Annotated in this window: 22 protein-coding genes; 8 read left to right on the top strand and 14 right to left on the bottom strand. The window is 43.0% G+C overall.

All coding sequences use genetic code 11. The features are described 5' to 3' along the window. The first annotated feature begins 64 nt into the window (after positions 1-64). Positions 65-1,174, top strand: a complete 1,110-nt coding sequence (locus IGJ25_RS03190; protein WP_005227260.1) for an ABC transporter ATP-binding protein — start codon at positions 65-67, stop codon at positions 1,172-1,174. 512 nt (positions 1,175-1,686) lie between these two features. Here IGJ25_RS03190 and IGJ25_RS03185 read toward each other — a convergent pair. The 4 genes from IGJ25_RS03185 to chvE form a co-directional block, all read right to left on the bottom strand. After that, on the bottom strand, positions 1,687-2,022 hold the full coding sequence (locus IGJ25_RS03185) for a PTS sugar transporter subunit IIB (protein ID WP_010748708.1): 336 nt from the start codon (positions 2,020-2,022) through the stop codon (positions 1,687-1,689). A gap of 12 nt (positions 2,023-2,034) precedes the next feature. Continuing rightward, complete coding sequence (mmsB, locus tag IGJ25_RS03180; RefSeq protein WP_005227258.1) at positions 2,035-3,231, bottom strand: multiple monosaccharide ABC transporter permease; 1,197 nt, start codon at positions 3,229-3,231, stop codon at positions 2,035-2,037. Between the two features lies 1 nt (position 3,232). Further along, positions 3,233-4,762 carry a multiple monosaccharide ABC transporter ATP-binding protein gene (gene mmsA / locus IGJ25_RS03175; protein WP_005231476.1) on the bottom strand — a complete coding sequence of 510 codons (1,530 nt, stop codon included), beginning with the start codon at positions 4,760-4,762 and terminating at the stop codon, positions 3,233-3,235. A gap of 146 nt (positions 4,763-4,908) precedes the next feature. Next, positions 4,909-6,009: a multiple monosaccharide ABC transporter substrate-binding protein gene (gene chvE, locus IGJ25_RS03170; protein WP_005231478.1), complete on the bottom strand. Its 1,101-nt coding sequence runs from the start codon at positions 6,007-6,009 to the stop codon at positions 4,909-4,911. A 232-nt stretch (positions 6,010-6,241) separates the two neighbouring features. Between chvE and IGJ25_RS03165 the strand changes: the two genes are divergently transcribed. From IGJ25_RS03165 to IGJ25_RS03155, 3 genes are read left to right on the top strand one after another with little or no spacing between them, the layout of a single operon-like run. Next, positions 6,242-7,246: an ABC transporter substrate-binding protein gene (locus IGJ25_RS03165; RefSeq protein ID WP_016609598.1), complete on the top strand. Its 1,005-nt coding sequence runs from the start codon at positions 6,242-6,244 to the stop codon at positions 7,244-7,246. Between the two features lie 10 nt (positions 7,247-7,256). Then, positions 7,257-8,705: a sensor histidine kinase gene (locus IGJ25_RS03160; RefSeq protein WP_010748706.1), complete on the top strand. Its 1,449-nt coding sequence runs from the start codon at positions 7,257-7,259 to the stop codon at positions 8,703-8,705. Next, entirely contained in the window at positions 8,683-10,236 is a 1,554-nt protein-coding gene (locus tag IGJ25_RS03155) for a response regulator (protein WP_010748705.1), read from the top strand. The genes IGJ25_RS03160 and IGJ25_RS03155 overlap by 23 nt, the downstream gene beginning before the upstream one ends. An 81-nt stretch (positions 10,237-10,317) precedes the next feature. On the opposite strand, the gene IGJ25_RS03150 is transcribed toward IGJ25_RS03155, so the two are convergent. Next, positions 10,318-12,390 carry a DNA topoisomerase III gene (locus IGJ25_RS03150; protein WP_438779092.1) on the bottom strand — a complete coding sequence of 691 codons (2,073 nt, stop codon included), beginning with the start codon at positions 12,388-12,390 and terminating at the stop codon, positions 10,318-10,320. Next, a complete protein-coding gene (locus tag IGJ25_RS03145; protein ID WP_005227251.1) occupies positions 12,323-12,700 on the bottom strand; it encodes a DUF1033 family protein in 378 nt (125 codons plus the stop codon). Before IGJ25_RS03145 ends, IGJ25_RS03150 begins: the two co-directional genes overlap by 68 nt. Positions 12,701-13,011: 311 nt before the next feature. On the opposite strand from IGJ25_RS03145, the gene IGJ25_RS03140 reads away from it, so the two are divergent. Further along, the gene (locus tag IGJ25_RS03140; RefSeq protein WP_010748704.1) at positions 13,012-13,872 is read left to right on the top strand and encodes an AAA family ATPase; all 861 of its coding nucleotides are present in this window, start codon (positions 13,012-13,014) and stop codon (positions 13,870-13,872) included. A 57-nt stretch (positions 13,873-13,929) separates the two neighbouring features. On the opposite strand, the gene IGJ25_RS03135 is transcribed toward IGJ25_RS03140, so the two are convergent. From IGJ25_RS03135 to IGJ25_RS03110, 6 genes are all read right to left on the bottom strand, one after another. Continuing rightward, complete coding sequence (locus IGJ25_RS03135) at positions 13,930-14,220, bottom strand: hypothetical protein (protein ID WP_010748703.1); 291 nt, start codon at positions 14,218-14,220, stop codon at positions 13,930-13,932. Positions 14,221-14,371: 151 nt separating this feature from the next. Beyond that, the gene (locus IGJ25_RS03130) at positions 14,372-15,124 is read right to left on the bottom strand and encodes a class II aldolase/adducin family protein (protein WP_010748701.1); all 753 of its coding nucleotides are present in this window, start codon (positions 15,122-15,124) and stop codon (positions 14,372-14,374) included. Positions 15,125-15,141: 17 nt separating this feature from the next. Further along, the gene (locus tag IGJ25_RS03125; RefSeq protein WP_008376154.1) at positions 15,142-15,393 is read right to left on the bottom strand and encodes a hypothetical protein; all 252 of its coding nucleotides are present in this window, start codon (positions 15,391-15,393) and stop codon (positions 15,142-15,144) included. 28 nt (positions 15,394-15,421) lie between these two features. Then, positions 15,422-16,813 carry a PTS galactitol transporter subunit IIC gene (locus IGJ25_RS03120; protein WP_010748700.1) on the bottom strand — a complete coding sequence of 464 codons (1,392 nt, stop codon included), beginning with the start codon at positions 16,811-16,813 and terminating at the stop codon, positions 15,422-15,424. Between the two features lie 36 nt (positions 16,814-16,849). Continuing rightward, positions 16,850-17,149, bottom strand: coding sequence for a PTS sugar transporter subunit IIB (locus IGJ25_RS03115; RefSeq protein ID WP_005227245.1), 300 nt, complete (start codon positions 17,147-17,149; stop codon positions 16,850-16,852). 20 nt (positions 17,150-17,169) lie between these two features. Further along, a complete protein-coding gene (locus IGJ25_RS03110; RefSeq protein WP_005227244.1) occupies positions 17,170-17,631 on the bottom strand; it encodes a PTS sugar transporter subunit IIA in 462 nt (153 codons plus the stop codon). A gap of 281 nt (positions 17,632-17,912) precedes the next feature. Between IGJ25_RS03110 and IGJ25_RS03105 the strand changes: the two genes are divergently transcribed. Continuing rightward, entirely contained in the window at positions 17,913-18,674 is a 762-nt protein-coding gene (locus tag IGJ25_RS03105; protein WP_005227243.1) for a DeoR/GlpR family DNA-binding transcription regulator, read from the top strand. Beyond that, positions 18,671-19,627: a 1-phosphofructokinase family hexose kinase gene (locus tag IGJ25_RS03100; RefSeq protein WP_010748699.1), complete on the top strand. Its 957-nt coding sequence runs from the start codon at positions 18,671-18,673 to the stop codon at positions 19,625-19,627. The genes IGJ25_RS03105 and IGJ25_RS03100 overlap by 4 nt, the downstream gene beginning before the upstream one ends. 123 nt (positions 19,628-19,750) lie before the next feature. Here the strand turns inward: IGJ25_RS03100 and mnmA are convergent, their stop codons facing one another. Further along, positions 19,751-20,869, bottom strand: coding sequence for a tRNA 2-thiouridine(34) synthase MnmA (gene mnmA / locus IGJ25_RS03095; protein WP_034695311.1), 1,119 nt, complete (start codon positions 20,867-20,869; stop codon positions 19,751-19,753). A gap of 412 nt (positions 20,870-21,281) precedes the next feature. On the opposite strand from mnmA, the gene IGJ25_RS03090 reads away from it, so the two are divergent. Further along, entirely contained in the window at positions 21,282-21,995 is a 714-nt protein-coding gene (locus IGJ25_RS03090; RefSeq protein WP_010748697.1) for a C39 family peptidase, read from the top strand. A gap of 85 nt (positions 21,996-22,080) precedes the next feature. Here IGJ25_RS03090 and IGJ25_RS03085 read toward each other — a convergent pair whose 3' ends face one another. Beyond that, entirely contained in the window at positions 22,081-22,599 is a 519-nt protein-coding gene (locus IGJ25_RS03085; protein ID WP_005227237.1) for an Asp23/Gls24 family envelope stress response protein, read from the bottom strand. Positions 22,600-22,655: the final 56 nt, after the last annotated feature.

The raw sequence follows: 22,655 nt of genomic DNA, 5'->3' as shown, positions 1-22,655 counted from the left end.
TTGCACCTTCGAAGCGTTTTCATTTATGATGTTCATGTAAACTAAATGGAAAGAGGTAATCCCAATGGTAGAAATGGCCTTAAAAAATATCCACAAAAAATATGATAATAATGATGCGTATTCGGTAACTGATTTTAATTTAGATATCGCAGATCGCGAATTCATCGTTTTCGTTGGACCTTCTGGTTGCGGAAAATCAACAACGCTTCGAATGATCGCTGGTTTAGAAGATATTTCTGAAGGCGAATTGAGCATCGGTGGAAAAGTAATGAACGATGTGGCACCAAAAGACCGCGACATCGCGATGGTTTTCCAGAACTACGCATTGTATCCCCATATGACTGTTTTCAACAACATGGCATTTGGTTTGAAATTGCGTAAATACGACAAAGAAGAAATTAAAAAACGGGTAGAAAATGCCGCTGAGATCTTAGGATTGACAGAATACTTAGATCGTAAACCAGCTGCCCTTTCAGGTGGTCAGCGTCAACGGGTTGCCCTAGGCCGTGCCATCGTCCGTGATGCCAAAGTCTTCTTGATGGATGAGCCGTTGTCAAACTTAGATGCGAAATTGCGGGTTGCCATGCGTGCGGAAATCGCAAAATTACACCAACGTTTAGAAACAACGACGATCTATGTAACCCATGACCAAACAGAAGCGATGACCATGGCTGACCGGATCGTTATCATGAAAGATGGCTTCATTCAACAAATCGGTTCACCAAAAGAAGTCTACAACACACCGAAAAACATTTTCGTTGCCGGCTTTATCGGTTCACCAGCAATGAACTTCTTCAATGTTACGTTGAAAAACGGTATGATCTCTGATGGACAAAGCTTGAACTTACGTATTCCTGAAGGCAAGAACAAGATTCTTGTGGAAAAAGGGTACGAAGGCAAACAATTAGTCTTTGGTATTCGTCCAGAAGATATTCACAGTGAACAAATCGCATTGGAAGCTTCTCCTGAAGCAACTGTACGTGCCGAAGTAGTCGTATCTGAATTATTAGGTGCAGAAACGATGCTTTATACACGCGTAGGTGCGACTGAATTTATCTCGAAAGTTGATGCTCGTGACTTCCACCGTCCAGGTGAAACAGTTGATTTGGCTTTCAACATCAACAAAGCACACTTCTTCGACAAAGATTCAGAAAATGTCATCACACTTCCTTAATTTGTAGTTACCATGCACTGTTCTCGGATTTGCCCCCTAGGCAGTCGCATTTAACTAATATCCACTTTTATTCCTTATTTGTATCCCCTAAAAACAGACAGTCAGCAGACTGTCTGTTTTTGGGTTTCGTTGTGTTTCCTACGAAACGCTTAGTTACGAACGAGAAACCAGAAGCGGTGTAAGCAGCTCATTTCCCCCCTTCTACCGCCCACAGCCTCGATGCTTTAAGTACGTGAAACACTCGCCCATCACTTGCCTTTAGACAACATACGCGTGGTGTCAGCTTCGTCCTCTTCCCCCTCAACTTCTCTTTTGTTTGTCTATGATGCGATGTCCTAAACACGAGAAAACGAACCAACGGGCTTGCCACGCATTGCTGCTTAAGAGGGGCTTTCTTGGCTAGTGTAGGCAAAAAAGCACCACAAAAAGAGTAGTGCTTGTAGGGGATGACAAGCACTACTCTGGGGAGCCTATTCAACTGCTGACCACCTAGCTTTTTGCCAAGCTGCTGGTTAGCGATCGTTTTGCAAGAGGGTCAGGCTGTCTGCAAGGACAGCTTCGCCATCTAACAACTCGTAATCTGTTTCTTTGATCAATTTATAAGGCACCGCTTTGACCATGAGAAAGTCTTTCAATCGATTGACTTCGTACTTCGACTGCGGACCGATCAGCAAGGCATCGACAGTCTGCTGCTGCAGGATCTGTTCAGCAATGATGGCTGGTGCCGAATAGATATGCACGGCTAATCCTTTTTCATCTGCAGCTCGCTGCATATTTTTCACTAAGAGACCCGTAGTGATACCTGCGGTACAAATCAATAAAATCGTCTTTTGTGCTTGTTCCTCCATAAACAGGCCCTCCTACGATATTTTCTTTTTCTTATTGTAGATATCCAACACGACGGCCAGCAGCAAAATCAATCCTTTGATGGCTTGCTGCCAATCGACACCGACTCCTAAGATCGACATCCCATTGTTTAAGACACCCATCACGAGCCCACCAACGATCGCGCCCATCACAGTACCAATACCGCCTGAGGTGGAAGCACCGCCGAAATACACTGCGGCCATTGCATCTAATTCCATTGACGTTCCTGCTTGCGGGGTGGCTGCGTTCAACCGAGCGGCTAAAACCAAGCCCGCCAAAGCTGCCATCATCCCCATGTTCACGAAGACCCAGAAGGTGATTTTCTTCGTCTTGATCCCAGAAAGTTCGGCTGCTTTTTTGTTGCCGCCGGTTGCATAGATTTGACGACCAGCAACGGTTTTGTTAGTCAAAAAGCCATAAGCAGCCACGATCACCCCTAAGACGATCAAAATGATCGGATACCCTTGATAAGAGGCAAAGATATAGGTAGCGCCGAGAAATACGACCGCAGTAAAGACGGCTTTAAAGGCAAATGCTGCCATTGATTCCACTTCAAAAAGATTTTTTTTGCGACGCTCACGGGTCCGCCATTGGCCTAAAATCAGGATGCCCGTGATCACTACACCTAAAATCATGGAAAGTAAATGGATCTGACCGCCTGCAATATCTGGCAAATACCCAGTAGAAATTTGTTGGAATGCCTTGGGAAACGGCGCCAATGATTGACCACCTAAGACGACTTGGGTCAGTCCTCGAAACATCAGTAAACCAGACAAGGTCACGATAAATGCTGGGATACCGACATACGCGACCCAGAAGCCTTGCCAGGCACCGATCACTGCGCCCATCAGTAAGCAAAGAGGCACTGCCAGCCAAGGACTGATGCCGTTATTGACCATTAAGACGCCTGCAATCGCACCGACAAACGCCATCACGGACCCTACGGATAAATCAACGTGTCCTAACAAGACGACCAAGAGCATACCAGCTGCCAAAACGAGAATATGACTGTTTTGCAACACGAGGTTGGTGATATTCAGCGGCCGCCAGAAAATCCCGTCGGTCATGAGCTGAAAGGCCACCAGCAGCACTGCTAAGATAATGATCATACTGTATTTGCTAAAGATTTCCAGTGCCTTTTCTTTCAGCGAATGGCTGCGTTCTTTTTTTAATTTATTGGTTGTTTCCATCTCAAACCCCACTCTCTTCTAATGTCATTAGATTCATCAATCGTTCTTGGTCCGCCTCTTCCCGCAGGACCTCGCCAGTGAAGCGGCCTTCGTTCATCGTATAGATTCGGTCACACATGCCTAATAGTTCTGGCAGCTCCGAGGAGATGATGCAAATGGCTTTGCCAGCTGCTGCCATCTCTTCGATGATCGTATAGATTTCGTATTTCGCCCCGACATCGATCCCACGGGTCGGTTCATCTAAAAATAAGATGTCTGGTGTGGTCATCAGCCATTTTGCCAAAACGACTTTTTGCTGATTCCCGCCGCTCAAGCTGCCGACGTTTTGATAGATCGAATTGGTTTTCGTCCGCATTTTTTTGCGGAATTCTTCAGCCATCGTGACTTCTTTTTCTTTATCGATGACCCCTTGGCGGCTGATTTTGGCAAGACTAGCAATGGTGGTATTCTCGCGAATATCCATCAGCAGATTCAAACCCAGCGCTTTTCGATCTTCCGACACATAGGCTAACCCATTTTTGATGGCGGTTGGCACGTCTTTGACAGAAATCGGTTGGCCGTCTTTATAGACTTCCCCCGAAATCGAACTGCCGTAGGAATGACCGAAGACACTCATGGCAAACTCTGTCCGTCCCGCACCCATCAAACCGGCGATGCCGATGATCTCTCCTTTGCGGATCATCAAGTTCAAATTCTCATTCACCACACGGGTATGGTCGATTGGATGATGGACCGTCCAATTTTTGACTTCAAAAAACGGTTCACCAATAGTGGGGTTCCGCTCTGGGTAGCGATTGGTCAAATCTCGGCCAACCATGCCGCGAATGATGCGCTCTTCAGAGATTTCGGCACCACTCAGCGTCTCGATCGTTTGCCCGTCACGTAAAATCGTGATGCGATCCGCCACATTGACGATTTCATTCAACTTGTGGGAGATGATGATCGAGGTGATCCCTTGGTTGCGGAACTCTTTGATCAGCTCTAACAGATTGGCACTTTCTTCTTCATTCAACGCCGCGGTTGGCTCATCTAAAATCAACAATCGGACGGATTTTGAAAATGCTTTGGCAATTTCCACCAGCTGTTGATGCCCGACACCGATTTGTGAAACCAGCGTATTCGGGTCTAATTTCAAGCCAACAATCTTTAAGAGGTTGTCTGTTTTCTTTTCGGTCAGATCCCAATCAATGATGCCGTGTTTGGCTTGTTCGTTTCCTAGAAAGATATTTTCTTTGATCGACAGGTAAGGACTTAATGCTAACTCTTGATGAATAATAACGATTCCTTTGTCCTCACTGTCTCGCAAATCTTTGAACTTGCATAACTCCCCTTCATAATAGATCTCTCCGTCATAGCTGCCGTAAGGATAGAGTCCGCTTAAGACATTCATCAGCGTGGACTTGCCAGCGCCATTTTCTCCACACAGTGCGTGGATCTCTCCTCGCTCGATCGAGAGGTTGACGTTATCAAGGGCGCGAACCCCTGAAAACTCTTTGACGATGCCTTTCATCATCAAAATATTATCTGCCATGTTCTTTCACCCTTTTCCATTTTATGTAAAAGTGGTGCGCTGCCTTTGTAAGAAAAGCGGAAAGAACGAATATTGGGGATGATTCGTTCTTCCCTACTGCTTTCGGGGAAACTAGTATCTTTTCTCGCTGGATCAGCGCTTCTTGCTTAAATGCCTAGCTCTTCTTCTGTATAGTAATCGGTATCGATCAGTTCTTCTTTGTAATTGTCGCTATCCACAGAAACGGGATTTGACAAGTAGGTTGGTACGACTTTGACGCCATTGTCATAGGTTTCCGTATCGTTGACTGGCACTTCCTCGCCATTGGTGATGGCTTCGATCATTTCGATCGTGTTTTTCGCCAACACCCGTGTATCTTTGAAAATCGTTTGGGTCTGTTCGCCCGCGATGATCGATTTCACCCCTGCCACCGTCGCATCTTGACCGGTAATCACAGGTAGTGGTTTATCGGAAGAACCATAGCCAACGCCTTTAAGCGATGAAATGATTCCTAGGCTGATTGGATCATAAGGTGAAAGAACGGCATCCAATGTTTGATCCGTATAGTTGGCACTCAACAAGTTGTCCATCCGAGCTTGCGCAGTTGAACCATCCCAACGCAAAGTAGCGATTTGGTTGAAGTTGGTTTGACCAGAAGGAACGACTAGCTGTCCGCTGTCAAAGTATTGTTGGAAGACCGAAAGGACCCCATTATAATTGATCAGTGCATTGTTATCATCTGGAGAGCCGCCGAATAATTCAATGTTAAATGGTCCTTCACCGTCTTTGAGACCCAATTTGTCTTCAATATAAGACGCTTGCAGCACGCCGACTCCAAAATTATCAAAGGTGGCATAATAATCGACGTATTCCGAGTTCATCAGTAAACGGTCATAGGCGATGACTGTGATATCTTCGTTATGGGCTTTTTCCAACACGTCTGTCAGTGCCGAACCATCGATCGAGGCGATCACTAAAGTATCAACGCCTTTGGTGATCATATTCTCAATTTGTGCCACTTGGTTTTCTACTTTGTCTTCTCCATATTGCAGGTCAGTTTTATAGCCGAGCTTCTCTAATTCTTCTACCATGTTGTCGCCATCTGCGATCCACCGTTCTGCCGATTTGGTCGGCATCGCGATCCCAACAAATCCTTTGTCTCCGTCACCGTTTGCCCCGCTGTCTGATCCATTCCCACAAGCTGCTAACAATCCGCCAACCAATAAGGTGGATGCTAGGACGACCAATTTACCAAAAGTACCTTTCATTGTGATCCCTCCATGTCTTTTTCTTACATTCTCAGTATAGCCAGTTAAGGAATCGCTTACATTTAGATTTTTTCGAGGTTTCTTGGATTTCTTGAGAAAAAACGACTCAGTTGCCCCCATTTCTTTTCGTAATCTTGGATTTTTTAAGATTCCCTTGGTTTTTATTTGATTTGATATTTTGTGTAAAGCGCTTCCGTATTTTTTAGTAGAATAGACCATAGAGGTGAAAAAAATGAGGAATATAAAAATTGGGTTACTCCTTTGTTTGTGTTTGTCTTTCTTGGCTGGTTGCCAAGCAGTCAAAGAAACGACCGCTGAAACATCGGAAGAAAGTATCGTGATCGGTTTTTCTCAATCGGGAACAGAAAGCAGCTGGCGCAAGCGCCACACCGAATCGATTCGCACTGAATTAGAGAAGGAAGGCTATGAAGTGCTCTATCGTAACGGCTATATGAATCAAGAACGTCAGATTCAAGATATCCGCAGTTTTATCGTGTATCAAGTCGATGCCATCGTCTTTACCCCGATTCAGGAAAACAATTGGGAACCGATTTTGGAAGAAGCTGCGCAAGCGGGGATTCCCGTTTTCGTGGTGGACCGTCATGTCAACGTCAGCGATCCCTCCTTGTTTCTGACTCATATCGGGCCAAGCTTCAAAGCCGAGGGCAATCGTGCAGGTCTCTACGTCAGCAATTATTATAAAGAACATCAAAATGAAACGATCAATGTTTTAGAATTGACGGGACTGGATGCTACTTCTCCGACGTATTTGCGCTCAGAAGGGTTCCGAGAAACCATCAAGCGTGATTATGCCCACAACAATGTAACGATCCAAGTCAAAGATGAGCTAAATGGTGACTTCATTCGCCGCAAAGGCAAAGAAGTCATTGAACAATACATCGCAGAAGGCAAAATGGAGCAGATCGATGTCTTGTTCAGTCACAATGACGAGATGACTCTTGGCGCTCTTGAAGCCCTCGAAAAAACCGATATTGAGCCAGGGAAGGATTTGGTGATCGTATCGATCGATGCCCAAAAAGAAATGATCGACAAATTGAAGCAAGGGATCGTCAATTGTGTCGTTGAATGCAACCCAGATGCTGGTGTGTTCGTCAAAAATGCCATCTCGCGCTACTTGGCTCGCGGCGCCGATGCCATTCCTCGTGAAATCTATGTCCATGAAACAGTTTTTTCCAGTGATATGGACTTTGATCAGATTCCACCGAGAAATTATTGAGGAGATGAAGATGAAAACAAAAAGTATCAAGGGCATCTTCCAGCAGACCAACAAACTGATGATCCTCGTCGCCTTTATCCCCCTCGTAGTAAGCAGTGTCTTTTACTCGCGGCAGATTTTTATTTACCAAAACACCATCAACAATATTGAAGAAGCCAATCAATTATCGGAAAAAGTCGATGCCATTGTCTTGGAAGAAATGTGGGATTTAGTCTTTGGTCAAAAAACCGTCGCACAAGTTCAAGAAACCAATGTGATCGATGAACTAAGGAGCGATCTGCAGCACATTCAAGAAAATACCAGCACTGCCAAAGAACTCAATATTTTAGCAGTCGCCTTTCGGACGCTCGATTCTTTAGAAACCTATCAGCAACAGTTGATCGATAATATTCTCAACGATGAACCGGTGGAACAAAACCAATACGTCATGATCCAAGTGGATTCGGTGATCGATTTGCTATCCGATATTTTGCAGCAGTTTGTCGGAGTAGAGATCAGCTTAGCCAGCCAAACCAATCACGAACTGGTCCAATCCGTGTTGCTGCTGATCCTTTTTCAAGTCGTGTTACTTTTGATCATCTTTGCGATCATCAATAAAAACCGCCGCTTTGTTCGAGATAATCTGCAATACCCGCTGGATCGGTTGTTAGACCTTTCCAATGAACTATCCCAAGGACATTTGAGCTACCGAGCAGAACTGCCCGAAACCCCAGAGCTGCGGACTCTGACGAGTAGCTTGAATCGAATGGCAGATGACTTGACTCGGCTCTTGGAAGAAAATGCCTTGAAGCAGTATCACTTAGCCCAAAGTGAGGTGCGGGTCTTACAAGCCCAGATCACTCCACATTTCATCTATAATAGTTTAGATGCGATCGTTTCTTTGATCGAAGCTGCCCGTTACGAGCAAGCAACCGAAATGACTTATGCGCTGTCAGATTTTTTCCGCATCTCCTTAAGCAAAGGGCAAGACTGGATTCCGCTGGAAAAAGAATTGCGGCATGTGGACGATTACTTGAAGATTTTGCAGATCCGCTATGGCAGGATGCTGTCTTACACCATTGAAGATCAAACCGTCAGTCCAGAACTACAGGTTTTGAAAATGGTCCTGCAGCCCCTTGTTGAAAACGCCGTATATCATGGCACCAAGTTTGTCCGTCGTGTCGGCATGATTCGAATCACAGTGTCAGAATTGCCTCACCAGATTCAAATGACCATCAGTGACAACGGCGTTGGGATCGACCCTGAGCGTTTGCAGGAGATTCGTCGTAACCTTAAAGAAACCACTGATCCCGCCTCTGAGAGCGGCTATGGCCTATATAACGTCTATCGCCGTCTCCAGCTGAACTACGGCAGCGAAGCGCAACTGACGATCCACAGTCAATACCAAGAAGGCACCACGATTAACGTCACAGTACCAAAAAGGGAGGAACCCAACCATGTACAAAGTGTTCATAGTTGAAGATGAACATCTGATTCGCGATAGTTTGCGCCACCAAATCATGACTCTTGCCAAACAATACCCGATCGTTTATAGCGATGAAGCCGCAGATGGCGAATTGGCGCTGGCTTCGATCCTTGATCTGCGTCCTGATATTATTATCAGTGATATCAAAATGCCGTTTATGGACGGCTTGGTCTTTGCGAAAGAAGCCAAGAAATTATTGCCGCAAGTTCGCATTATTTTCGTTAGCGGCTTTGATGATTTTGACTATGCAAAAACGGCACTGCAGCTGCAAGCAGACGATTACTTGCTCAAGCCCATCAAAAACGAAGAATTAGAACAAGCCATCAAAACCGTCGTTCAACACTTAGATGAACAACAAGCCACTCATCAGCAATTATCCAAAGAAGACGATTTATTCGAAATGGAAATCAAAAAGAATCACTTTCTGAATCACCTCTTTAAACAAAAGATCACGATCTCAGAAGCCTTTTTGCAAGCAGAAGAACTGGGCCGGCGCTTTTCAGGCAAACAGTTTTGTGTGCTATTAGCAAAAACCCCCTTCAATCAAAGCTTTTCTGACTACACTCGCTTTAGCCAGCAGCTGACCAAAGCCTATGAACAAGATGATGCCGTCTTGTTCTCCAGTGTGTCCAGCCGCTTCATCAAGTTTTTGCTTTTTGACCATGACCGAGAACAAGTTTTAGAAAAAGCCTATCAGATCGCTCAAAGCCTCGTTCATGGTTCTGGGGAAGAAGTAGCAGTGGCGATCGGACCGGTAGCAGATCGCTTCTCGGGTATCTCTCTTTCTTATCAGAAAGCTCGTGACATGCTAAAAACCTATGGTAGCATCCGCAAGGAAAAAATCATCAGCTATGAAGACGACATTCGCGAAGGGGAACTATCCCCCACCAATCCTTTCAAAACCGACCTTGCTTCACGGCTGGCAAATGCTGGGAAACAGACGATCCCTGAGCTGATCGCTGAATTGATGGCGCCTCAAGGAACCGTTGAGCGAACGCAAATGTACCGTTTGTTCGTCTTAGTCGAACTGCTGGCATTGTTGAAGAAAAGAGACAGTCATTCGTTGCCCCAGATCGTTCAACACGCCCATGACTTAGACTATCTAGCGGCATTGACCCATGAGCCAGAGAACTATCAAACGACTCTGGCAGAACTGTTGCCATTATTAACCAAACAACCCATCAATCCTGCAATGGCGAAATATCAAAGCGTCATCAATCAAGCCAAAGCCTTTATTAGTGAGCACTTTTCTGATCCCAATATTTCCTTAAATGTAGTTGCTGAAAAAGTTCATTTGAGTCCAGCACATTTCAGCACCATCTTCTCGCAAGCCACTGATTCTACGTTTATCGAATACTTGACCGAGCAACGGTTGACCTTAGCTAAGGAACTGCTGTTAACGACCAATCTACGGCTATCTGAGATCGCCTTTGATGTTGGCTACAATGACCCAAATTATTTTTCCTTTTTGTTCAAGAAGAAAGAAAAAATCTCACCGAAAGAATACCGTCAAAAAAATGCCTAGATGAGTGAATGAATGGATGCAAAAAAAGAGTGAGGGACAGCAAAATCGTCCTCACTCTTTTTCATTTTCTACCTCATGCAGTTATTTCTTCTCCATAGCAGCTTTTAAAGCAGCTGCTAATGGGCTTTCTTGCGGTTCTTCTTGATTGATTTTGTTCATCAAGCGGCGTTCTTCGTGTTTCGACAGCTTTTTGCTGCGTTCCTTTTTATCCGCCATTTTTTCGGTGGTCCCATCGAATTTACAGCGGAAATAGGCGCCGTTTTTGCCTTCAATGATCTCCATCTTTCGGTGGCATTGCGGGCAGCGTCGGTTTGAAACTTTCGGGTCTTTCCGACGACGGTACTTGCAGGTGCCACTGGAGCAAACATAGATCTTGCCATCACGGGTATTTTTCTCCCGCAAGGGTTCACCGCATTCGGGACAACGTTTTTGGGTCAATGAGAAATCTTGGTACTTGCTTTCGCTTTGCTTGATTTCTTTGACCAGTTGTTTTGTGTCTGCTTCGATTTGTGCAAGGAAGGTTTGGGCAGAATAGGTGCCTTTCGCAATGGCTTCCAGTTCCTTCTCCCATTTTTCCGTCAATTCTGGTGTCACCAAGGATGGATTGACTAAGACTAACAGCTGCTTGCCTTTTGGCGATACTTGTAAGCCGCTTGGGGTCCGCTCCATCAGCTCAGATTTGATCAGCTTTTCAATGATCTCCGCACGGGTTGCCGGCGTACCGAGACTATGTTTTTCCATTTTACCTAAAAGAGTTCCTTCATTCAACGGTTTAGGTGGTGTGGTCAACTCTTTCTGGATGGTGAACTCAGGCTTGACGATACTGCCTTTTTGCCAAGCTATGTCACTGGTTTCTTCTTCAGAAGTCGTTTTCCATCCCGCTTCTAACACGGTATTGCGGTTGAATACAAAGGTTTCTGAACCAAAGGTCACGGTCACTTTCTGCTGCTGCTTTTTATGGGGTTTCGCAAAGAGCATCAAGAAACGACTAACGATCATTTGATAGATCCGTTGTTCATCGGTAGTTAATTTTTCATAACGTGCCCGCTGTTCCGTTGGCAATAAGGCATGGTGATCGGTAACTTTTTTATCATTGAAGACAGCTTGCTGCACCACTTGTCCGCCATTTTTCAAGTATCCTTTGACTTCTGGGGCAAAATCCGCAACTGCCTGCAGGCGTTCCTTCATGGTTGCCTTCATATCATTGGTCAAATACTTGGAATCCGTCCTTGGGTAAGTGACGATTTTATGGGTTTCATACAAGCTTTGAACAAGCGACAAGGTCTTCTTGGCTGAAAATCCATAACGCTGATTGGCTTCTCGTTGGATCTCGGTCAAATCGTATGGCAATGGTGCACTTTCTGTTTTGACCTTTTCTTCGATCGCTGTCACGCGACCATTTTGTTGACTCATTTGCTTGACCAATGCTTCGGCGTCGCTGCGTTCTTTTAGTTGATAGGGATTTTTTTGCTGCAGGCGGGCCTTGGCATCGCCTACGTTTAGGGTAATCACATGATAGGTTTGCGGACGGAAACTCTCGATCTGCATTTCCTGACTGCGCACCAAAGCTAAGGTAGGGGTTTGGACCCGACCCGCACTAAGATTGTCTTGATATTTGACCGTCAATGCCCGGGTGACATTCAACCCTACCAGCCAGTCGGCTTTTGCCCGCGCAAGGGCGGAGTAGTAAAGATTGTCGTAGTGCTTGGCTGACTGCAATTTTGCAAAGCCTTCTTTGATGGCTTTAGGGGTTTGCGAAGAAATCCACAAACGTTTGACTGGTTTGTCAAAACGAACCCACTCCAAAATCCAGCGAGCGACTAGCTCCCCTTCTCTTCCCGCATCGGTAGCGATCACGACTTCCCCGACATCTTTTCTTTGAGCCAGTTGTTTGATGGCTTTTAGTTGATGACCGGTTTTTGGTAACGGTTTGATCCCGATGGACTTAGGAATCATCGGTAACGTTTCCATCTGCCATGATGCCCACTCTTTGTTTAAATCTTCAGGCATTTTCAAGCCCAATAAATGACCAAGGGCCCAAGTAACGATCGCCTTGGGTCCTTCGTAATAATTTTTATGTTTTTGCTCACAGCCCAAAACTTTGCTGAGGTCTTTGGCAACGCTTGGCTTTTCCGCTAGAATTAGTTGTTTCATAAAAATCTTTCCTGCTTTCATCGACGACTTGCTGATATTCTTTAAGCAATGCCAGTCCAATATATTGTTGGAGGTAATCGTCGCATTCTTCGCACCAGCGTTCGTCTTCTTCATTCCAAAAAGCCGTCATAAAGTTTGATTTTGCATTTATGTACGAATACTCTTCTCTGATTTCTTGCCATTTTTGTTCATAAAATGACTGCGCCTCGCTGAAAGTTGCAAATGTGAACGCCTCTTGAATATCTGACTGCCATCCCTCAAAAAACCACCACGGTTCATTGTCCCCATACATGACTACTACTTGATACATTCCATTGCTCCTTTCACGATTCCTTCCTCATATTAGTCACTTTTACTTAAACTTGCAAGGAATAAGTTTCAGCATTTAAACATTGCTTTAAAAATTCATTAAACCCTCGTTTTTTTGTACGATTTATCGGTTGTTTAAGATTACATCATTTCTATGCCCCTATAGTCTAGCATAGATGTTTCCTATTGTGAATATAACATCAAAAGATTAAAAAAATATCAAACAAGATTTATTTTAACCTCGTAAAAAAAATTTGTCTGCGATGGATATGCTACAATAATGACAACCACGAAATTGCCAGGAGGTGCCCCATGTATCTCGAACAAATCACTTTTCCCGATCAAGAGACCGAGTTTGATTTTTTCCTTTCCATCAAACGAACCGTTTATGATTCTTACTACCCTTTTCAGATTCTCAGTGCCCGCCTTTTTCAGCAGATCGATTTTGAACCGGTCACGATCTTATATGGCGGCAATGGTTCTGGCAAAACCACCGCATTGAACGTGATTGCCGAAAAGATCCACGCGCAGCGCTTTGCTGCGTATAATCGCTCGAATTTTTTCGAGGACTACTTAGCCTACTGTACTACTGGCAGCATCGACGAACCGCAAGAAAAAGTACTTTTGACCAGCGATGATGTCTTTGATTACATGCTGGCTATTCGAAACTTGAATCAAGGGATCGATCATCGCCGAGAAGAAGTATTCCAAGAATACTACCAAGCAAAGTATGCAGACTTTCGTTTCACGGGTTTTGACGATTACCATGAATTGAAGAAAATCAATCTTGCACAATCTAACACACAGTCCAAATTCACCCGTAAGCACTTGATCGACAATGTCCGAGAATATTCCAATGGTGAAAGTGCCTTTCGCTTCTTTCAAGAAAAGATTCGTCCCAACAGCCTTTACTTATTAGATGAACCAGAAAATTCTCTTTCTGCTGAGCGTCAGCTGGAACTGGTGCAGTTACTGGAAGATTTTGTTCGCTATGAACAGTGTCAGTTCATTATTGCTACCCATAGTCCTTTCGTTTTGTCTTTAAAGGAAGCCAAAATCTATGATTTGGATCAAACGCCCGTCGATGTTCGGAAGTGGACCCAGTTAGCTAGTGTCCAGCAGTATTACCGCTTTTTTCAAGCACACCAAGCCGAATTTGATGATCGATCATGAGCCAAGCAACCCAGTTTCCGTCAAAGATTTCTTTTGGCGGCTTTTTTTCCGCCACACTCACACAAAGACCAAAATCAAATTGATCAGAGCAATAAAGAAGGCGATAACTCCCGCAATCTTGCCCCACTTGACTTCTGCTTGATTATACTGATCGGAATGCCCCGCAATTTGAGAGGACAAAAAGTAGAACTTTTTAAAAACAAGCAAATACCCGGCTAAACCCAATAGTACGGCTAAGGCAAGATGGTTGATTTGGCTTGAAACGACCTGAGCCTGATGAAGCATCACCACCCCTACGACACTAACGACAAACCCCGATTTCATGAGATTGGCTTTGGTACGATTCATGCTCCTCCTTTCTTTTAAAAATGCCAATGCATCAAAAAAATTCATTTTCTACCTAAATTATAGCATAATTTGACTAAAAAAATAAAATCCAAGAACTCGTAAACGAATGTTCTTGGATTTTTATCAATCGAAAAAGATGATTACTTGCTGGCTAATCACCACCAGCAAAAATTTCTTCTTTATTATAAATCGGTGTATGTTTTTTCAAGTCTTCAAGGGTTCCTACTTGTCTCCCTTTGGAGTAAAAACCATCTAACAAGCCTAAAGATTGGAAAATCGTTTGCTTATAGGCAATTTCCGCATTCCATTCCGTGGTATCTAGTATTTGCAAAGCTTTATGGATTGCTTCGATGCCAGATGCTCCTGGCGCACTGATCAGTACCCCATGACTGTTGAGGAGTAACATATTCGGTAAGGCAAGTTGTTCTTTTTTCATATAATCAGAAACTAATTCTGCTAATTCTGGTGAGCAATTAGGTTCAAAGTCTAGTACAGGAATATAGCCAATTTTTTGGGTCGCTTCCGTTAAGTTAGGCATATCCAATCCGGCGGTTGCCCAAAACATTGAGTGAGGAGAATGGGCATGTAAGACTGCTTTTATCGCTGGATTCGTATCATAAACCGCTTCGTGTAAGTTGATTTCTCGTGTCAGCTGTCCTACCCCATCAATCACCTTTCTCGTATGAGGCTCAACGACTAAAATCTGGGCTGGTGAGACTTCTCCTAAATAGGCTTCTGACATCATAGTTGGTGTCATAATAATGTATTCTTTTCCAGTTTCATCGGTTGTTTTAAAAGAAAAATTACCGCCTGCAACATTTGTATTCTTCCTGGTAAAAATCAATTTTACGATTCGTGCTAAATCTTCCCGTTCTCTTTCAAAAATCATCCGTCCATCTGACATATTCAAGACCACCTTTTTTATTTTTCAAACGTTTTGTTGCGTAAGATTGTTTGAACAGCTTCTCTTACTTTTGCTGCTTCTTCCTCTTTTTTCTTTTTCCGTTCATCATATTCTTTAAAAAGTACTGGACTGCCATATTTATACACACAGACTGCTAGACCAATCGCTACGACATTAAATAGGTACTGTTGTGTCACCAAAGCTAAGAGATAGCAGCCAATTGCTAGAAAAAGAAGCAATTGCCATTTTATTTTTTCGCTCTTTCCCATTCCTGTCGCCCTTTCCTTTTTGAAAATATTAGCCATTCGTCGCACGCACTTGCGTCGATTGGGTCCCTTGTTCTTCATATCTTTGACTTGGTACCTTTACCTTACTCATATATTTATACAACCAGACAAACATTGCGATAAACACAACGGAACCGACGATACCCAAGATATTTCCTTTAAACGCTTCTGCAAATAAAATTCGAAATTCTGGTCCTTCGATCGAAGACCAAGTGATTTGCTGCCCTTTTTGTATTCCTTCTACTGCGCCGGTTCGATCTGCTAAGCCCGTTAAGATCGGCGTCAAATACGTAGCTGCATATAGATAGATTGGCATCGAAATAACCCCCATGATCAGCATACGAACCAAGTTTCCGCCGGTAAGCAATAATCCACCTACTGCGATCGAATAGTTAATGATTCCTGCTAAAGGCAACACAGCATTTCCTGGCAAGATGATGGCATAGCCAATAAATACAGGTACCAACAAGATAGCAGTGACCCAAATCTCAGAGCGACCAGCTAATACAGGCCAATCTAACCCAATGTAAACTTCCCGATCTTTAAAGCGTTTTTTCATCATTTCCGACATTGCATCAGCAAGTGGTGAAAGGGACTGCATAAACATTTTTGAGATCATTGGGAACAAAGCCATTGCCGTCGCGATTTGAATAGCTAAATTCAATGAACCTGACACGCCATAGGCTGCGGCTAACCCCAAGCCTAAGCCTATGAGAAAGCCCATCACCGAATTTTCAGAGAAGATGCCGATTTTCTTTTTTAAGGCTTTGGTATCGGCACGTCGATTAAAGAAAGGAATTTTATCCATAATCACATTGATCGGTAATAAAAGTACTGCTGAAATATTCATCAAGTGGGTCACTGTTACTAAAGGAATACCAGTCAAGTCCTCAATGTGGCGTTGGAACATATCCCCCATCTTAAGTTCCAAGATAACCTGTACGACGGCGGTGATAAACCCAGCAAGTAAACTCCCACTGATAAAGTAGACTAGATAGGCAGTCAGCGCTTTGCCCCATACATTCCACATATCAACATTCAACGTCTTGGTCCAGTTCAAAATCAACATGACAAAATTCACACCAAGAACGACGGCAAAGAAAACAAATGCATAAGACCATGACCAGGTGATACTTGCTGCTCCTGTCCAACCTAAATCTAGCGCAGGCAAGTTCAAGCCAGTATTTTTCGCCAATGCTTCGGAAGCTGGACTAACTGCATTTGACATAAAGCCGATGACCATCGACATCCCAGTAAAAGCAATACCTAACGTGATCGCAGACATAAAGGCTTTTTTGAATTTCATCCCTGCAACCAAGCCTAGGATTAAAATGATTAGCGGCACAAAAATAGCGGAACCTAAACCTAAAATATAATTGATAATGTCTTGAAATACTTGCATTTTTTTCACTTCTTTCTTTTGATAGGATGTTTTGTGCTAGCCAATCAATTCTTTGATTTCTTCATAAATCGTATCCATACCCATACCTGTAAGAAACGGAATTCCAGCAAAAACGTGTACACCTAGCTCAGCCGCTTTTTCCAATACTTCATCATCTGGCTGTGCAACATACACATAAATTCCTGTCGACGGCAATTCGTTTTGGATCGACTTGTAATCAACTGCTTCAACGGGGAAATCGATCCCGTCATCTTCAAGCATCCCAGCAATTTTACTTGCGATCGTTTGACTTGTTGCAACGCCACTTCCACATGCTACGATCAATCTTCTTTTCATCTTGAATCCCTCCAAAAATTTTATTTTGTATACTGTGTAACTAATTGATAAATTGCCTGTACTTCTTGTGTCCCAATGAATGCCTTTACAAATCCTTCATCCATAAATAATGCCATTAACGATTGCAGTAAGCCGACTTGCTCTTTTGGTTCTTTGATCCCTAGAAAAAAGAGATTCTTGACCTGCATTTCTTGACTGTCACCCATTTGCTTCATCTTCACCTCGTTTTTCAGACGCACGATCGCTATAAAAGGCTTTTCGACATACGCTGGTTCTGAATGAGGCAAGCCAATATTCAAATACTGTGTAATCAGCCCAGTTGGAAAGGCTTGTTCTCTTGCTAGTAATCCTTCTACATACTGTTCATTCACAAAACCTTGTTCCTGTAATCGTTTGGCTATCTCTTCAAATAGTTCTTTCAAATCCTCTCCTTCCACGTCGAGAAAAATCAGCCTTTCATCAAACATGCTCGTATAGCCCACCTATTCTTCCTCCTTGTTCAACTTTAATGATAAATATTGTTAAACTTTGTTACAATGTGTTTTACAATGTAAATATACAATAGTTAATTTTTCTTGTCAACGCTTTCTTTTCGTATTTTTTCCAAAATAATTACTTTTATCGATACATAAAATTATCAAACTTTAACAAATATGAACATTTATCCTTGCTTTTTCCAAAAGTAAATGCTATTAATTAATGTATAAAGAAGACAGTTGAAAAAGAAACTTAAAAAAATCGTTAATCAACCAGAGGTGAAACTATGTTAAAGAAAGAACGGCAAGAAAAAATTCTAGCGCTAGTGAATCAGCACGATTACTTATCCATTGCAGAAATAGCCAAAACATTAGACGTTTCCGATATGACCATTCGTAGAGATATTACAGAGTTAGCGAATCAATCTTTATTGGTAAAAATCTATGGTGGCGCCCAAAAACTCGAAAAAATCGAACACGAGCTTTCTACTCAAGAAAAAATCGATACGAATGTTGCTGAAAAAAAATTCATCGGAAAAGTGATGAACAGTATCATTTCAGACAACGATACTATCTATATCGGTGCTGGAACTACGATGCTTCACGCTTTACCTGAACTAAAAAAAGCAAACTTATTCGTGATCACAAATAGTTTGCTTGCTTTTAATTATTTGATTTACAACACAGACTATCGTGTCTTATTGACAGGCGGAGAATTTTCCCGCACGACGGAAGAATTTTATGGGGAAACGGCAGAGAAGAGTTTTGAAAATCTAAATATCGATATCGCTTTTGCTGCTACAAATGGGATCTTTGAAAATAATATCACCACTGCGAATCTTGTTGAAGGTTCGATTCAACGAGTCGCTTTCAAGCATTCCCGCAAAAAATGCATCGTTGCGGATAGTTCCAAGTTTAATCGCTCCGACGTTTACACCTTTTACTCACTTTCAGATATCGACTATTTGATCACTGATGATAAACTTTCTGAGACTACTTTTGAGTATTATCGCTCCTTTACAGAGATCCTCAAGGAGGAACAAAAATGATTTTAACCATCACAATGAACCCTTCCATGGACTACAACTATTTGGTTCCTTCGTTGAAATTGGATCAAGTAAATCGGGTAGATAACCCACATACATCAATTGGGGGAAAAGGTATCAATGCTGGCAGAGTCATCGCACAATCTGGGGAAGACGTTTTATTGACAGGTATTTTAGGTGGACCTGTAGGCAAAACGATCCTTGATTCTTTACTAGCCGAAGAACGTTATGTATTGGATTTCCTAACCATCGATGGTAATTCTCGCAATGCGATCACGATCATGCATGACGGTAACACCCATACAGAGCTAGTAGAAAAAGGACTTTATCTATCGGAGAAAAACGAACAACTTTTTTACCAACACCTTGCAGCATTAATTGAACAACATCCCATCACGGTCGTCTGTATTTCTGGATCAGTAAATTCTGATAATGGGCATTTTCACGATCAATTGCTTCAATTCATCCGTAAGACATTAGGTGAGCAGGTACCAATCCTCATGGATATAGCAGGTGAACAACTAAAAAATTGTTTGACTCAAACGAATGCTCGTCCGAATTTTATTAAACCGAATCAACAGGAATTGGAAGAACTAATAGGTCAAAAATTACATTCATCTCAAGACATTTTCTCTGTCTTAGAGAGCACTCTTTTCGAAGGAATCGACACCGTCATGGTATCTCAAGGCGGCGATGGGGCAATCGTTAAACATCAGTCGACTTTTTATAAGATTGAGATTCCTAAAATCGCCATCGTTAATACGACTGGCTGTGGCGATTCAACTGTTGGTGGCATGGCTGTTGCATTGAATAAACAGTATCCAATGGAACAAGCATTGACCTATTCGATGGCTTGTGGCATGTCTAATGCGCTTTCGAAAACAAACGGTACGATCGATCCTGCACAAGTCGCTGCATTTAGCGAACAGATCCACCTTTTCAAGATCAAAGAATAATCGGCTACCTATTTTTTGGTTCTCTTGATTACGCAAAACATTCGTTGGTACAAATAAAAAAAGCCCTAGCTAAGTGCAACTGATTGGTTCAGTGGTCTTAGCTAGGGCTGATTGTGTTAGTGGTTAAACATATTGTAATTCTTTGGCTTCTTTGTAGGCTGCATCGATCAAACCGCCGCCCAAGCATTCCATCCCGTCATAAAAAACGACTGCTTGTCCAGGAGTGATGGCGCGGACTGGTTCGTCAAAAATCACTTCTGCTCGATCTCCATCTAATAGACGCACCGTTACCGGTACATCTTGTTGACGGTAGCGGAATTTTGCTGTGCATGAAAATTCCCTGCCGCGGTCTTGTTCTGTAGTAAAGTGGATTTGGCTTGCTTCCAAGCGATCTGCATACAATGCGGGGTGATGGAATCCTTGTCCCACATACAAAGTGTTGGTCGCTAAGTCTTTTCCTACGACAAACCATGGTTCTTGAGTGGCACCGCCGCCGCCAATGCCTAAGCCTTGACGTTGTCCGATGGTGTAGTACATCAAGCCATCGTGTTGTCCTTTGACTTCGCCATCTAATGTAACCATATTGCCTTTTTTCGCTGGCAAGTAATTACTCAAAAATTGTTTGAAATTCTTTTCTCCGATAAAGCAGACACCCGTGGAATCTTTTTTCTTGGCTGTTGCTAGTCCTGCCCGTTCAGCGATCGCTCGTACTTCTGATTTTTCCATGCCGCCTAGTGGGAACATGGTTTTACTCAATTGTTCTTGTGACAATTGGCTTAAGAAATACGTTTGATCTTTGTTGTTATCCACGCCTCGCAACATATGGGTCACGCCGTTTTCATCAACGGTCACTTGCGCATAATGGCCAGTTGCTACATAATCGGCACCAAGATCCATCGCATAATCCAAAAAGGCTTTGAACTTGATTTCCTTGTTACACATGACATCTGGATTTGGTGTCCGTCCGGCACGGTATTCTGCAAGAAAATATTCAAATACACGGTCCCAATATTCTTTTTCGAAATTCACTGAATAATAAGGAATCCCTATTTGCGCAGCCACTTTGGCTACGTCTTTGTAGTCTTCTGTTGCGGTACAAACACCGTTTTCATCGGTATCATCCCAATTTTTCATAAAGATCCCGACAACATCATACCCTTGTTCTTTCAGCAAAAGTGCTGTTACTGACGAGTCTACCCCGCCACTCATTCCAACCACCACACGGGTGTTTTCGTTAGACATGATCGTTTCACCATCATTTCAATTATAGATTCTGAAATCATCTACGATTTGAAGGTCGCAACTTTTCAGTAATTTGCATTATACAACAAAACACAAAAAAGTTCACTGTTTGCTGTCTTTTCTTATAAATTCCTTTTTTAGAAAAGTCATCTGGAGGATACCCGCTGTCTGTTCTCCCCCCATTCAGCCCAATAGAAGAAGCGCTGCTTTTTGTGTATCTTATCGACAACCATCCAAACGACTCCCATTGTTCAAAGACAACTAGATAAGCGAATGCTAAGAAGCCGCATTTTACCTTTTAAACGGTCGTTTGTCATAAAATCGTATGGAATTCTTCAGGAAAAGCAGAAATGCCGCTATCAGAAAAAGACTATACTTCTTTTAGATACTACTTTATGAGGAGGGGCATTTCATGAGATCACACACAGGGATATCGAAAACTAGGAGAAACAACGGAAAGAAAAGAAAGAGCCTTGCGCTACTGCTTTTTCTCATCGGTGGTGTTTTTGTCATTCATTACGTGATTGATCAGGTCAGGGATGCTGCGTTTGATCAGACAGCGCTTGTCTCAAAAGAGTTCACTCACCAAGCCAATCAAGCGATTCAACAAGCGATGGCAGACACGCAGCAAGTGCCGTTGATTGTACAAACCGATCAACGCTGGGGCAATGACACATATGGATATGGAGAAACGCAAAATACGTTTGCAGCAAACGGGTGCGCTATTGCTTCTTTAGCGATGATCGATTCTTTTTGGACGGATCATCCGTCGAATCCTGACAAACTATTAAAGTGGGCTGGCGATCAATTTTATCTTCCCAAACAAGGAACGAGTTGGCAAATCTTTCCTCAGTTTGCCGAAGCTTTTGGTTACCAATTTGCCGATTTAGGAAGTTCCTTTGCGGCTGCCTATGAGAAAATGACACAAGGCATCCCCGTTGTGGTCTCGGTTCAATCAGGAACCTTTACGACCTCAGGACATATCATGGTATTGGCTTTGAACAAAGAAGGAAATGTTCAAGTATTCGATCCTAATGATTCCCCCAAAAAAGCTCATTATGAGAAAAGCTATCCTAACGATGTCTTTCAAGCAGAAGGAATCCATTATTGGAGCTTTTGGCTTTGATGTTCTGACCGGCTGAAGCTGCAAAAACACGCCATTTTTGCGACAAAAAAGACTAGCCGAAGCTAGTCTTTTGCTTATCTTACTATTATTGAACGCGTGGTTCGTTGTTTTCTTGAATACGCGTCGTTGTTCGGTTGAAGGCACCTTTGGCTTTACGTGTTTGTTTTGACGCAAAGTCGCCAGTTGTTTCTGCCGCACTGCTTACTTTGTCTTGAACTGTTTCAGAGTCTTTTTCGAATTGTTCACGTGTTTTGACATCTGCTACGTTCACGTTTACTTCGATGACGTCTAAATTCGTCATTTTGTTGACTTGTGTTGAAACAACCTCTTTGATTTGGTCGTAGATCGTGGTCATGTCGCTGCCGTATTCTGCAACGATATCAAGATCGACTGCCACTTGTTTTTTCCCAACTTCAACGTTGATCCCTGAAGTCACATCATCGGTGTTGACTAATTTACCTGCAATATTTGAGAAGAAACCGCCATCGACTGTTAAGAGTCCGTCTACAGATTCTAATGCAATGCCTACGATTTTTTGAATCACTTTATCTTCGTAAGTTAATTCTCCTTTAACACCTGTTGTTGGTTTTGTTTGGTTTTCCATCGTACATTCCTCCTACTATAATCTTGATATAAATTAAACTAATAATGTTACCAAAG

Origin of the sequence: Enterococcus sp. DIV0240d (genome assembly GCF_051711245.1) — a bacterium.
Lineage (GTDB): Bacteria > Bacillota > Bacilli > Lactobacillales > Enterococcaceae > Enterococcus_D > Enterococcus_D casseliflavus.
Note: the sequence above shows the minus strand (reverse complement) of the source record. Positions and strands in the feature narration are given on the sequence as shown.